Source organism: Gilliamella sp. App2-1, assembly GCF_001690255.1.
Classification (GTDB): domain Bacteria; phylum Pseudomonadota; class Gammaproteobacteria; order Enterobacterales; family Orbaceae; genus Gilliamella; species Gilliamella apicola_G.
In genome coordinates, this window is sequence record NZ_LZGR01000053.1 from 1 (window position 1) to 13,625 (window position 13,625).

General features: G+C 37.4%; 11 protein-coding genes and 1 tRNA gene. 10 read left to right on the top strand and 2 right to left on the bottom strand.

All coding sequences use genetic code 11. The features are described from left to right. The first annotated feature begins 382 nt into the window (after positions 1–382). The 10 genes from A9G22_RS07200 to A9G22_RS07240 all read left to right on the top strand — a co-directional run bounded on the left by A9G22_RS07200 (position 383) and on the right by A9G22_RS07240 (position 12,083). Positions 383–2,935: a PBP1A family penicillin-binding protein gene (locus A9G22_RS07200; protein ID WP_218058772.1), complete on the top strand. Its 2,553-nt coding sequence runs from the start codon at positions 383–385 to the stop codon at positions 2,933–2,935. 13 nt (positions 2,936–2,948) lie between these two features. Further along, on the top strand, positions 2,949–3,512 hold the full coding sequence (gene rsmD / locus A9G22_RS07205; protein WP_065585944.1) for a 16S rRNA (guanine(966)-N(2))-methyltransferase RsmD: 564 nt from the start codon (positions 2,949–2,951) through the stop codon (positions 3,510–3,512). After that, the gene (locus tag A9G22_RS07210; protein ID WP_075508596.1) at positions 3,512–3,769 is read left to right on the top strand and encodes a DUF1145 domain-containing protein; all 258 of its coding nucleotides are present in this window, start codon (positions 3,512–3,514) and stop codon (positions 3,767–3,769) included. The genes rsmD and A9G22_RS07210 overlap by 1 nt, the downstream gene beginning before the upstream one ends. A gap of 71 nt (positions 3,770–3,840) precedes the next feature. Further along, positions 3,841–3,916 (top strand) — tRNA-Gly (locus A9G22_RS07215). 1,474 nt (positions 3,917–5,390) lie between these two features. Beyond that, positions 5,391–5,702 carry a LysR family transcriptional regulator gene (locus tag A9G22_RS11555; RefSeq protein WP_218058773.1) on the top strand — a complete coding sequence of 104 codons (312 nt, stop codon included), beginning with the start codon at positions 5,391–5,393 and terminating at the stop codon, positions 5,700–5,702. A 32-nt stretch (positions 5,703–5,734) separates the two neighbouring features. After that, a complete protein-coding gene (locus A9G22_RS11560; RefSeq protein ID WP_218058774.1) occupies positions 5,735–6,274 on the top strand; it encodes a LysR substrate-binding domain-containing protein in 540 nt (179 codons plus the stop codon). A gap of 281 nt (positions 6,275–6,555) precedes the next feature. Then, positions 6,556–7,791, top strand: a complete 1,236-nt coding sequence (locus A9G22_RS07225; protein WP_141670002.1) for an NRAMP family divalent metal transporter — start codon at positions 6,556–6,558, stop codon at positions 7,789–7,791. A gap of 14 nt (positions 7,792–7,805) precedes the next feature. After that, positions 7,806–8,582 (top strand): LamB/YcsF family protein, encoded by a 777-nt coding sequence (locus A9G22_RS07230; protein ID WP_065586025.1) that lies wholly within the window; start codon positions 7,806–7,808, stop codon positions 8,580–8,582. A 161-nt stretch (positions 8,583–8,743) separates the two neighbouring features. Next, positions 8,744–10,342, top strand: a complete 1,599-nt coding sequence (locus A9G22_RS07235) for a 5-oxoprolinase/urea amidolyase family protein (protein ID WP_075508597.1) — start codon at positions 8,744–8,746, stop codon at positions 10,340–10,342. Then, positions 10,335–12,083, top strand: coding sequence for an acetyl/propionyl/methylcrotonyl-CoA carboxylase subunit alpha (locus A9G22_RS07240; protein ID WP_075508598.1), 1,749 nt, complete (start codon positions 10,335–10,337; stop codon positions 12,081–12,083). The genes A9G22_RS07235 and A9G22_RS07240 overlap by 8 nt, the downstream gene beginning before the upstream one ends. A 274-nt stretch (positions 12,084–12,357) precedes the next feature. On the opposite strand, the gene ruvC is transcribed toward A9G22_RS07240, so the two are convergent. Then, positions 12,358–12,846 carry a crossover junction endodeoxyribonuclease RuvC gene (ruvC, locus tag A9G22_RS07245; RefSeq protein ID WP_065585939.1) on the bottom strand — a complete coding sequence of 163 codons (489 nt, stop codon included), beginning with the start codon at positions 12,844–12,846 and terminating at the stop codon, positions 12,358–12,360. Continuing rightward, a complete protein-coding gene (locus tag A9G22_RS07250) occupies positions 12,846–13,589 on the bottom strand; it encodes a YebC/PmpR family DNA-binding transcriptional regulator (RefSeq protein ID WP_075508599.1) in 744 nt (247 codons plus the stop codon). Before A9G22_RS07250 ends, ruvC begins: the two co-directional genes overlap by 1 nt. Between the last annotated feature and the right edge of the window lie 36 nt (positions 13,590–13,625).

Here is a 13,625-nt window from a genome sequence, read left to right on the forward strand (position 1 = left end):
TAATAATAAAGGTATAAGAATTTAAAGATGTGTTAGCAAACATGACTAGACAAAGCGTTATTAGCATGGAATAAAAAAGTGTTGAAATCAATAATTGCAGTTTTGATATGCTAAGTTTTATGCTCCACATAATACTTACTCTACTTAGTTAAAACAGAATTATTTCATGATTTTGTTAAAAATTGCTTAAAATAAAGAGAAAGATGGGAGATAATGCACACAATTTCAGTGTGTTTTAATAAATAAATGAACGATCAACCATTAGCATTTTCCTTTAATGTCAATGTGAAGATCCTTACCTGAAGGCAGCATTACTAAATTTGGCGCAGAGATGACTCTGGTGCCATTATTTTTGCCTTAAAAATTTAGATAGGAAAGATTCGTGATATTACTTAGAGTGTTAAAATTTCTTCTAAAATTTCTTCTAAAATTATTCATTGGCTTATTCCTTTGTGGCTTAATTATTGGTATTGCAGGTTATGCTTATTATTCGAAGGATCTTCCCGACGTTGCGTCTTTAAAAGATGTTCAATTACAAACACCAATGCAAGTATTAAGTAAAGACGGCGAGTTAATTGCTATTTTTGGTGAAAGGCGTCGAACACCACTAAAATATGACGAAATTCCCCCAATGGTGGTTAACGCAGTGATTGCAACTGAAGATGCTCGTTTTCATGAACATTTTGGTGTTGATCCAATAGGTATCGTACGAGCAATGTATGTTGGTTTGAAACAGAAAGGATTTTCTCAAGGCGGCAGTACAATCACTCAACAAGTTGCTAAGAACTTTTTCTTAACACCTGAAAAAAGCATAACACGTAAAGTCAAAGAAATGATTTTGGCTACTCGTATGGAAAAAGAGTTATCCAAAGAAGAAATCATGGCACTGTATCTTAACATGATTAACTTTGGCTCTAGAGCATATGGCGTTGCTGCTGCAGCTTATACTTTTTTGGGTAAAACACCAGATCAATTAACGGTTGATGAAGCAGCTTTATTAGCGGGCTTACCGAATGCACCATCTGCTTTTAATCCAATTTCTCATCCAAAACGTGCATTAACTAGACGTAACTGGGTATTAAGGCGCATGTTAGATCAATCTTATATCACTCAAGCTGAATATGATGCAGCGATTATAAAACCGCTTGGTGCGAGTTATCATTCACCTCAAATCGATTTTTCTGCTCCTTATGTTGCAGAGATGGCTCGGCAATTTATGTACAATAAATTTGGCGAGAATGCCTATACAGATGGCTATAAAGTCTATACGACTATCTCGAAAACCGATCAAATAGCAGCTAAAGAAGCTGTGCAAAAACATATTATTGATTATGATATCAGACATGGTTATCGTGGTGCTGAAAAAGTATTATGGCAACCCAATGAAATGCCATGGGATCTTGAGAAGATCCAGCAAACTCTTGATAAATATATATGCTATAGTGGCATGTGCCCAGCTGTTGTTATGACATTTTCAGATAAAGAAGCGACAGCCGTGTTATCTGATAAAAGTAATATCACTATTTCATATCAAGACATGAAATGGGCTCGCCCTTTTATTAGTGACACAAAGCAAGGTGCGTACCCTAAAAAAGTGTCTGATACCCTCAAAGCTGGACAGCTAATTTGGGTTAAAAAGTCGGATGATAATTGGGAATTAGCACAAATACCAGCGGTTAATGCTGCATTAGTCTCGCTTGATTCAGACAATGGTGCCATCAAAGCGATTGTCGGTGGTTATGATTTTAATTTAAGTAAGTTTAATAGAGCAACTCAAGCACTTCGACAATTAGGTTCGAGTATTAAACCATTCATTTATACTTCAACCTTAGAACAAGGCTTAACGATGGCAACACTGCTGAATGATGCACCCATCGTCCGTTCAACGGGGAGTGCAACTTGGCGCCCTAAAAACTCACCACCTACCTATGCAGGGCCATTACGTTTAAGAATTGGGTTAGGGATGTCTAAAAATGTCATGATGGTAAGAGCATTACGTGCAGTTGGTATAGATTATGCAGCGACTTATTTAGAGCGTTTTGGATTTCCCAAAGAAAATATTTCACATAACGAATCGTTAGCTTTAGGTTCGGCTTCGTTTACCCCATTGCAAGTAGCAAGAGCCTACTCGGTGATTACTAATGGGGGGTATTTAATTTCACCATATTTGATTGAAAAAATTGAGAACAATAATGGTAAAGGTATAATTTATCAGCATCAACCTTTGATTGCTTGTCACAATTGTACTAATGATGACGTGTTTACTGAATCAACACTTACATCATTTGATAATGTTGAAAAAGGATCAAATGAATCGGACAATGAAGAACCCGACCAAGCTAATCTAAAATCAGATAACAATTTAGTCTTACCTGATATCAACACCAATAAAAAAGTCACTGATGTCACGCCAAAATACGCACCACATACGATAAATAGTGGAATTGCATTTATTATGAAAGATGGTCTTCGATCTATTGTCTTTGGTGGTTCAGATTGGCAAGGTACGGCATGGCGTGTAAAAGCGTTGGGTAGAAAAGATGTCGGTGGTAAAACAGGGACTACTAACTCTTCAAAAGACGTTTGGTTTTCTGGATTTGGTGGCAATATTGTTACGACTGTTTGGATGGGTTTTGATGATCACCGCCGTGACTTAGGTCGAACTTACCGAGCCGAAGCAGGGGCTGTAACCGCAAATCCAATATGGGTTGATTATATGAAAGTTGCTCTACAAGATGTACCAGTAATAGAAGATGTAAAACCTGAAAATGTTATTTCTGTTACTATCGATCAAAAAACAGGGTTATTACCTCAGTCTGAATCTAGAACCATGTCAGAGTACTTTATAAAAGGTACCGAGCCAACGACTTATGCAACCCAAGAAGTGGGCACGAGAGTAATAGATTCAGAAGGCAACACTTCAGAGCTATTTTGATATAGGATTTAAAATGAATGGTTCAATAAGAATTATTGGCGGAAAATGGCGTGGGCGTAAACTGTCGGTACTTAATAAGCAAGGATTGCGCCCAACCACAGATCGTATTAAAGAAACCCTATATAACTGGTTAATGCCTGTTATACACGATAGCGATTGTTTGGATTGTTTTTCAGGTAGTGGATCATTAGGTTTTGAAGCCGCATCACGAGGCGCCCAAAGTGTTACCTTGCTTGAAAAAGATAAACAAGTTGCACAACTACTCAATAAAAATAAACAGCTTATTGCTAGCGATACAATCGATATTTATCATACCGACACTTTACATTGGCTAAACAAACCAGCTATAAAACAATTTGATATTGTATTCATCGACCCACCATTTCATCAAGCATTGGTGGCAAAAACGGTTAGTGAGCTTGAGAATAATAACTGGCTAAAACCGTCAGCTTATATTTATATTGAAACAGAAATAGATCATGAATTAACAACTTATATTCCAACTCACTGGCATTTGCACCGCGAAAAAACAGCTGGACAAGTTCATAGTTATCTATTTATACGAGAAGGCAATTAATGTTCATATTTATAGGAAAAGTATTATATTCATTGATATGGTTATTTTTGGTATTTAACCTTATCCATCCTTACCCACGACCTGCCAATGTGGTAGCTAATATCGGTTTAATTGCCTTTGCGGTTACTCATGGCTTACAAGCGTGGATATTAAACTCAACCATGACCAATCAAGAAAAGCAACAAGACAAATTTAAAGTATTACGTCTTTTTTTATTTGGTATTTTTGAAGCACTTAACTGGAAAGATAAAAAATAATAATAAAAATAGTTGCGAGATACGAAAAATTTTGTATAATGCTCTCCACTTCTTTCGAAGTGCCTCAATAAGCGGGAATAGCTCAGTTGGTAGAGCACGACCTTGCCAAGGTCGGGGTCGCGAGTTCGAACCTCGTTTCCCGCTCCAATTTAACATTCAATGTAATTCGTCAAAGCATAAATAAGTTAGACTTTACAATACGTTCGATGAATATATTCTCCTGTATAGAGTAGATTAATGCGTAATCATCTTAAAAAATTTAGTCCAGAAATTAGTCTAAAAAATATGTTATCGAGTTAACTTTTTTAAACAACTTGTCTAAATATTGGTTAGCAATCCTTTTTTATTCATGGTTCTGCTTTTTTTACAGGTATTGAGAAAGAAAAAGAAACATTAACATTGGTTGTAATAGATTTACATCTCGATGTTTGTGTACATATTCGTATTGTTGATGCTAATGATTATCAAAATAAATCATATTTAATTTCATCAGTTAAGAATCATAATTTTATTGGGGAATTATATATTGTGCCTATTTCTGTTATGCATCTGTATATCGTGATTTGTCTATTCCTCTAGTATGATAATTGATTAACTTGTTAGCTTACATGTGCTAAATATTCCATAAATTATCTAAATCATACTTTTTAGTATCTTCGTCTGAAACATATTCATTGACAAATGACATAAGTTATTCCTTAATTGAATTGAGTTAAATGAGTTCGAATTATTTTATATAAAAATGGTAGACAAAATTTTAAGTTAAATAGTTTTTTCGGAAATAACAAAAAACAGGTTATTGATTATCAGTAAATAATTTAATTAAGCGATTGCCATAAGCTTGCGTGGTAACAATCGCACAATAGACGATACTGATGGCATCTAAGACACACTATTCACACTCTTCTTGATTTATTTGGTATACACCACAACCAAGAACCGGTATTTTTATTCCATTGTTTAATGTGATATGTTGCATGGGTTCTCTCCTTTTTAGCCGATAACTATTTGATGTATGTTAAACATTAAAACTAATTTAAGATGGGTGGTAAAACCATCGAATTTTCCTTAGTTAACCAAATCTAAAATAGCAGTTGGCTTGATGGCTATAAATATCACTTATTTGCCAATCAATGGCATTTTGTACCTATTTTACTAAACCCGATTTTTTATGCTTCAAGACCTTGCTCAACTGTTGATAAACCAAAAATCTCTTCCAAATTAGGCGTTTTAGTTATTGCCTAGGTATGGTTTGCACTACATTTTTAGCCGTAGTTTCAAGTTGTCTTGCTAACTTAACGTAAACAATATCTTGTCCTTGTATCACCTTTTCTAATTGGATTAAGTCCTTAACATTGATTTGAATAATAACGACGCTTTCATTGGCTAATGATATTAATTCGTGGGTGTGGTGAGGGTACTATACAAATTTAACTTCATAATTTGTAACAAAACAGGAATCATGACTTTAGGTAAGCTCCCACTGGTGCTAAGTATAAGTATATTTTCAGTCAGTTTGCTTACTGAATAAAAATAACATTATTTTAAAGATGTCTTTTATTGAGATAAATGGAGGGGGGGTTATAGTGTAGTGAATTAAATTCACTAATAGCATGCGATTATGTATAACCTTAATGAATTAAATTACTTTATTACTTTGGCACAGACCAACAGTTTTGTAAAAGCAGGGCAGTTATTGGGAATTAGCTCATCGGCGCTTAGCCATAGTATGCGAAATCTAGAGACTCGTTTGAATTTGCGTTTATTTAATCGTAATACTCGGAATGTTTCATTGACCGAGGCGGGCGAACAATTATACCGAAAAAGTTCTCCTTTATTTGACTCGATTAATCACGAGGTGAATGAATTAAGTCATTTTACCAATACGCCTTCAGGGACGATCAGAATTAATGCTCCCAGTATATTGCGGTAGAACATATTATCTATCCGAAATTATGCGATTTTTTGCTTGGTTATGCGCTCATTAGAGTCGAAATTCAAGCCGATAATAGCTGGGCTGATATTGTTAAACAGAGCTTTGATATGGGTTGCCGGTTAGGTGATGATCTTGCTAAAGAGATGATCGCAGTTAAAATATCGCCTCCGCTAAAAATGGCTTTAATTGCTAGCCCTAAATATTTAATAGGAAAATCGATACCAAAACAAATCAAAGATTTAGATAAACATCGTTTAGTTGGAATGCGAATATCGGTTCAACATGGTACAGAATTACCATGGGAATTTACGCAGAAGGGAAAAATGATTAAATATCATTCGCAATCCCAATTTATAATTAATAATCAATTGTGTAAACAAGCGGCTTTAGATGGTTTAGATATCACTTGGATTGCTAGAGTAGATATTGAAAAGGAATTATCATCGGGAGGGTTAGTTGAATTATTGGCCGATTTTGCTATTACCTATGACTCTTTTTATCTTTATTACCCAAGTCGGAAAGGACATTCCAATGTTTTTAAATTAATTATCGATGAGTCAAAGTGTTAGCAATAATTTGGTAAATTTTAAAAAAAAGATTCGGGTTTGAATGTTTACCTTTGGTGCAAATTAGCGTTATTAAGTGTTAATTATTAATTTGTTATGGATAAATAATAAGCAATTAGAATTATTTTTAATTAGTTTGTTGCTAGGAAATAGTAATTATAAAGATATTCGATAATGAAAGTAGCACTATGGCATGATACTTGCATTACCTTGAAAAGTAGTAAAAAGTGCTAATACGGTTGTTGTATCAATAATTGAAAAACAAATTAAGAGGAAACATGCATATGGAAAATAATAGCGGTAGCACCGTTGCTTTTGTTAAAAATCGGCGTGCTTCATTAATCAGTGCCATTTTTTTAATGGCGACTTCGGCAATTGGTCCGGGCTTTATTACCCAAACAGCCACTTTTACTGTCACCCTTGGTACGGCTTTTGGCTTTGGTATTTTAGCCTCTATTATTATTGATTTTGTTGTTCAGCAAAATATTTGGCGAATTGTTGCGTTAACCAAAATGAATTCTTCAGATATTGCTAATGCGACGATTCCATTTAGTGGCTATATACTTGCAGTGCTGATTATATTTGGTGGATTGGTGTTTAATATTGGTAATATAGCCGGTGCTGGTTTAGGTTTAAACGCACTTGTTGGGCTTGATCCTAAATGGGGCGGGGCAATTAGTGCACTCTTAGCGGTTTATATCTTTTCATCCCGTAAAGCCAGTCATTTTATTGATCGTTTAATGATTGGTTTTGGTTTGCTCATGATTATTTTGACCTTATTTGTGGTATTTGCTTCTCAACCACCTGTTGGGCAAGCTTTAAGGGAAACGGTTTTTCCAAGCAGTGTTGATTTTGCCTCTATTACGACTATTGTTGGGGGAACGGTTGGGGGGTATATCTCTTACGCTGGTGCTCACCGATTACTTGATAAAGGTATGGTTGGTGCTCAGCATATTGATTATGTTTCCGGTGCTGCAACCAAAGGAATAATGGTTGTGGGTTTGATGCGTTACATCTTATTTCTAGCCATTTTAGGTGTGGTTGCAAGTGGTGTAACAATTGACATTTCAAGTTATGCAGCCAATCCGGCATCGCAAGCCTTTCAGGCCGCTTTAGGTAAATTGGGGTTACGTATTTTTGGTTTGATTTTATGGGCGGCTGCGATAACTAGTATTATTGGTGCAGCTTATACTTCAATGACTTTTATTACCCCTTTTAAGCGGGCAATTACAGACAAACAACGCCAGTTTTCCACTATTGTTTTTATTGCTGTTTCGCTAGCTATTTATTTAATCATGGGAACCGCACCTGTATCATTATTAGTTTTTGCGGGCGGTTTTAATGGTTTAGTTTTACCGCTTGGTTTAACTATTTTTGTCTATATTGGTTGGCGACGTGCTGATCTTATGTCTGGATATCACTATCCAAGATGGTTATTGCTGTCAGGTGTAGTTGTGTGTGCAATTACTTGGTATATGGGCATAATGTCGGTTGCTACTATTTTTAACTATTTAAAATAGAGGACAATATGACAATCACTAAATGTATTGATTTAAACAGTGACCTTGGCGAGAGTTTTGGTCAATGGCAGATGGGAAATGATGAGGCAATGCTAAAAGTTGTTAGCAGTGCCAATATTGCTTGCGGATTCCATGCAGGATCGCCAGCGGGTATTTTAAAGACATTAAAAGCGGCCAAAGCTAATCATGTCGAAGTCGGTGCTCATGTCGGTTATCCTGATTTAGTTGGTTTTGGCCGTCGTAATATGGATATAGCCGCCGATGAATTAACCGCAGATGTGATTTATCAAATTGGTGCACTCAAAGGGTTAGCCGCTTCAATTGGTGCTAAGGTGAGTTATGTTAAACCTCATGGTGCCTTATATAACACAATTGCGCATGATAAGCGTCAGGCAATGGCAGTGATTGATGCACTTTGTTCGATTGATTCAACACTGATTTTAGTTGCGCTTGCGGGCTCAAAACTCATTGAGTGGGCTAAAGAAAACGGCTTACGTGTGGTTGCCGAGGCTTTTGCTGATAGGGCATATCATGTCGATGGTACGTTAGTGTCTCGTAAAGAAGCCGGCGCTGTGTTGCACGATCCCGATCTAGTTGCAGACCGTATGCTACAGTTAGTGAGTGATGGTGGTGTAACTTCTATAGACGGGCAGTTTGTCGATATTGAGGCAGGATCAATTTGTGTTCATGGCGATAGTGCTGGTGCCTTAGCAATGGCGCAAAAAGTTCGTGAAAAATTACAACAAAATGGCATTAATATTGTCTCATTTGCTAAGGTAAATAATCATTAGATTAGTTAAATTTTGGAAACTTAATTAAGTTAACGAAAAAATAGAACTATGATTAGACACGAATTTGTTAAGCCGGCAATAAATTTAGTCTCAAATATGACACAACGCTATAAAATAGTTATAGTTAGGGATTGGATATTTACCATATATAGAGGTGCTTAATGCGATTTTTACCCGTTAATGTTGATGCGTTTATTGTTGAATTAACAGCTCTTGAGCAAACAATGGCGCTTACCAATGCACTGCAAAGTGTATTTATGCATTGGCATATAGAAGAGATAATCCCCGCAGCGCGCACTATATTGATTCGTTATAATCCCATTGCGACGAATGCTAATACGCTCATTAAGCATATCGCTAAATTGGATATTTCAGCAAGTATTATGCAATCTGGTGAATTGGTGATAATACCTGTGCATTATAATGGCGAGGATTTAGCCCAAGTGGCTGAATATTTAGGTATAACGGTTGCTGAAGTCATTGCGAGACACACCAATAATGAATATCAAGTGGCTTTTTGTGGCTTTGCGCCTGGCTTTGCTTATATGGTATCTAAAAATGCTCAGCTTAATGTACCGCGTCGTCAATCACCACGAGTTCGTATTCCAGCTGGTTCAGTTGCTTTAGCAGGCGAGTTTAGTAGTATTTATCCTCAAGCAAGTCCTGGCGGTTGGCAACTTATTGGTATAACTGATACCGCTGTATGGGATTTAAATCGCGATCAACCTGCACTATTGAAACCCGGTAGCCGAGTTAATTTTGTTGATGCTAGCAAATCCATTAAAAAGTATCATTTGCCTACCGCTAAAAAAGGCGATAGCAACAGCAATCAACAACAGGATATCAAAATATTAGCAACAGGATTACAAACACTTTTACAAGACGCAGGGCGCATTGGTCAGGCGGCATTAGGTATCTCTGAATCTGGAGCGATGGATAAAGGGGCATTACATAGTGGTAACCGCATTGTGGGCAATCCAATTAATGAAGCCGTATTAGAAATAACGCAAGGTGGTTTTAAAGCGCAGGTAAATTGTGGTATGTTGGTCGCTGTCACAGGGGCTGAGTGTGATATACACATTACAACATCAGATGGTGAAAAGTATAATGTTGCCATGTATCAGCCGATTCAATTGGAAAAAGGCGATATGATTAGTTTGGGAAGCGTAAAATGTGGTGTGCGTAGTTATTTCGCTGTGCGTGGTGGTTTTCAAGTGTCACCTGTTTTAACTAGTTGCTCTTTTGATACACTCGCCCAAGTCGGACCATCGCCACTTAAAATTGGTCAAACGCTAGCTATTAAGAAAATTCAAACCTTAAATGCGGTGTCGTTAACCGAAACACCAATGATACGCTATCCGACTTGTAATGATGTTATTGTACTCGATATTGTGCTTGGGCCGCGTACTGATTGGTTTACAAAGCAAGCAGTAGAATTACTTTCTTCTCAACTATGGCAGGTGACACCTGCTTCTAATCGCATTGGTTTGCGTTTGTCTGGTGACATGCCTTTAAGCCGTGACAAAGGGCAAGAATTACCCAGTGAAGGCACCTGCATTGGAGCAATACAAATTCCAGCGAATGGGCAGCCGGTGCTCTTTTTGAATGACCACCCTTTAACAGGGGGCTACCCTGTTATCGGGGCTGTGTGTACATACCATTTAGATTTGGCCGGTCAAATTCCAGTCAATGCCAAGATAAAATTTAATCCTATAGGGATGTTTAAAGAATTTGAAGGAAGTGATATTGATCATGTCTGAAAATAATCAAAAAATAACTCACAAAGTAGTGATCGCTAACCGAGGCGAGATTGCAGTACGTATTATACGTGCTTGTCGTGATATGGGCTTTTTGTCTATTGCAATTTATGCCGATGCGGATATTGATGCACTTCATGTACAAATGGCTGATGAAGCTTATGGATTATCAGGCAACTTACCGAGTGAAACTTATCTTGATATTAATAAAATCATTGCTATAGCCAAAAAATCAGGCGCTACAATGGTGCACCCAGGTTATGGGTTTTTATCAGAACGTGTTGAATTTGCTAAAGCAGTGCAAAATGCTGGCTTAATATGGATTGGACCAAATCCAGAAACGATCGAAATATTAGGCGATAAAGTCAGAGCCAGACAACTTGCATTGCAAGTTGGCGCGCCTTTAGTTGCTGGAACTAAACAACCAGTGCAAGATGTTAAAGAAGTCGTTGAATTTGCGCACGCTCATGGTTTACCGATAGCAATTAAAGCGGCATTCGGTGGCGGCGGTCGGGGATTAAAGGTGGCTTGGCAAATGGAAGAAGTTGAAGAACTTTATCATTCCGCTGTACGCGAAGCGACTACCGCTTTTGGTCGTGGTGAATGTTTTTTAGAACAATTTTTACATAATCCTCGGCATATTGAAGCACAAATCATTGCTGATACATTAGGTCATGTTGTTGTGGTTGGAACCCGTGACTGTTCACTACAACGTCGTAACCAAAAATTAATTGAAGAGTCACCCGCACCGTTTTTAACCGAACCATTAGAGCAACAAATTATTCAAGCTTCGATTGATATTTGTGCTAAAGCAAACTATGTCGGCGTGGGTACAGTTGAATTTTTGCTTAGTCAGGATGGCAAGTTATCCTTCCTTGAAGTAAACACAAGATTGCAAGTTGAACACCCAGTTACAGAAGAAACAACGGGTGTCGATCTTGTTATCGAGCAATTGCGCATTGCCCAAGGTTTACCGCTTAGTATAAACCAAACGCCTAAACCACGAGGTCACGCCATTGAGTTTCGTATTAATGCTGAGGATGTAGCTAATGGCTTTTTACCCGTAGCTGGTATAATTACGCGGTTTGATGCACCATCAGGGCCAGGAGTACGCTTAGATAGTGGGGTACTCGCTGGTTCGGTTATTCCGCCCATGTTTGATTCGCTCATAGCAAAACTAATTATTGTTGGAAATAATCGTGAACAGGTCATTGCAAGGGCCCGTCGTGCTTTAGCGGAGTTTTCGATTGAAGGGGTGGCAAGTGTATTACCATTTGCACGTGCAGTTATTGAACATCCTGATTTTTGTGATGATTTTAAAGTGCATACGCGTTGGATCGAAACTGAATTGGCTGCAACAATAGCACCAACTAAAAGGCAAATACCACCAAAAGAAGCAACGCTGACTCACACATTTATCGAGATTGACGGTAAACGTTGTAAACTGGGGTTACCTGTACAACTATTTTCTTCGTTATCTTTGCAAACGGATACTAATCTAGATACATCTTCTTCCATGAAAGAAGCGCTTTCCGATTTGATTGTCCAATCACCAGTTTCGGGTAGCCTTTTTAAATGGGTAGTTAATGATAATCAAAGCGTAAACAAAGGGGATGTGATTGCTATAATGGAAGCGATGAAAATGGAAGTACAAGTTATCGCACATCGAAATGGTGTTTTAAAACAAACGCTCAAAGTGGGGAACTATGTTTATGCGGGAGATATCGTTGCAGAAATTAATTAGTAATGAATATAGTATTAATAACATGACGCTCATTGAGTATAAAAACACTAAAACACGCAACGTAATTTTCTAAGTGGATGTTGTCATCACAATGAGGTATTTAAAGGTAAACAATATTTTAATAAGATATTGAGATATTTTAGTCTCTTAACATCGTATATTTTATTTTTATTGAAATTATTATAACAGATGTCTATACCAATCTTTTTTATCAAAATGCTAATAGTCCATATAAACAAAAAACTCTCAGTTTTGAAAATTTAATTTTATAATTTTACTTATGAGTTTGTATTGAATGTTGACTTATATGAGCATGGGTTATCGCAATAGCTAAAGCATCAGCAGCATCAGCTTGTGGGCTAGCTGGTAACTTTAATAATAATTTGATCATATGTTGTACTTGTTTTTTGTCAGCAGCGCCTGTTCCTACTACACTCTGCTTAACTAAACGAGCTGCATATTCAAAAACAGTTAGATTATTATTTACAGCTGCGACAATTGCAGCGCCTCTTGCTTGACCTAGCTTTAATGCAGAGTCGGCATTACGTGCCATAAAGACTTTCTCAATAGCAAACATATCGGGTTGGAATTGTAAAATAATTTCACTGACGCCAGCATATATGCGTTTTAAACGGGTAGGTAAATCATCAACAGCAGTACGAATGCATCCACTACCAAGGTAGGTGAGTTGACGTCCCGTTTGATGGATTACGCCGTAACCCGTCAAACGAGAACCTGGATCGATGCCAAGAATAATGGCCATTAGAGCGCGGCTGCAACCTCATCAGAAACTTCACCATTATGATAAACTTCTTGGACATCATCACAATCTTCAAGCATATCAATTAAGCGTAATAATTTTGGTGCAGATTCAATATCAAGTTCAACTTTTGTTGCTGGAATCATTGATACTTCAGCTGCTTCGGCAACTAGTCCAGCTGCATCAAGTGCATCTTTTACTTCACCAAATGATTCAGGTGTCGTAAATACATCAATTGCACCGTCATCATAAGTCACAACATCATCCGCACCCGCTTCAAGCGCTGCATCCATAACCTGATCTTCATTAGTTCCACTCGGATATGAAATAACCCCTTTTTTGGTGAATAAATATGAAACTGAGCCATCAGTACCTAAGTTACCACCCGATTTAGTAAAGGCGTGACGCACTTCTGATACCGTACGGTTGCGGTTATCGCTTAGACATTCAACCATTACAGCAGTACCAGCTGGACCATATCCTTCATAAATGATTGTTTCCATATTGCTGTCATCTTCACCTCCAACACCGCGGGCAACAGCTCGATTCATGGTATCGCGAGTCATATTATTAGATAATGCTTTGTCCATTGCAGCACGTAATCGAGGATTTGACGCTGGATCGCCGCCACCTAATTTTGCTGCTGTTACTAGTTCACGAATAATTTTAGTAAAGATTTTACCGCGTTTCGCATCTTGTGCTGCTTTGCGGTGTTTAGTATTGGCCCATTTACTATGACCTGCCATAAAATTCTCCAGATAATAATTTAAAAATCGCTGTAT